1 protein-coding gene is annotated in these 309 nt (G+C 38.5%); it reads right to left on the bottom strand.

The annotated features are described in order from the left end of the window. The coding region (locus GNY06_RS02845) for a transposase (protein ID WP_212995075.1) at positions 1-287 on the bottom strand (287 nt) is incomplete at its 3' end. Positions 288-309: the final 22 nt, after the last annotated feature.

Raw genomic sequence — 309 nt, 5'->3', positions numbered from 1 at the left:
GCTTTCTCTATAAATTCTCCTCTATACCCAGCATCAGCAAGGATACATTTAAACTTCATAAGTCCTTCATTTAGCATTCTAAGTAAAAGTAGTCCAGCCTTACTGTCATGAATATTGGCAACACATAGCATTACTGCTATTAGAAAGCCATTCTTGTCTACTACCACATGACGCTTTATACCTTTTATCTTCTTATTACCTTCTACTCCGTGAAGCCCTCTGTTATTACCCCAACGTACACTTTGACTATCCATAATCCCTAAACTAGCTTCAGCCTTTTGCCCCATTTTTATACGTACCCTCATGCGT

It is taken from the genome of Elizabethkingia argenteiflava (genome assembly GCF_009904105.1).
In the GTDB taxonomy this organism is placed as follows: domain Bacteria; phylum Bacteroidota; class Bacteroidia; order Flavobacteriales; family Weeksellaceae; genus Elizabethkingia; species Elizabethkingia argenteiflava.
The sequence above is the reverse complement of the archived record's forward strand: the minus strand, read 5'-3'. Positions and strand labels throughout refer to the sequence as shown.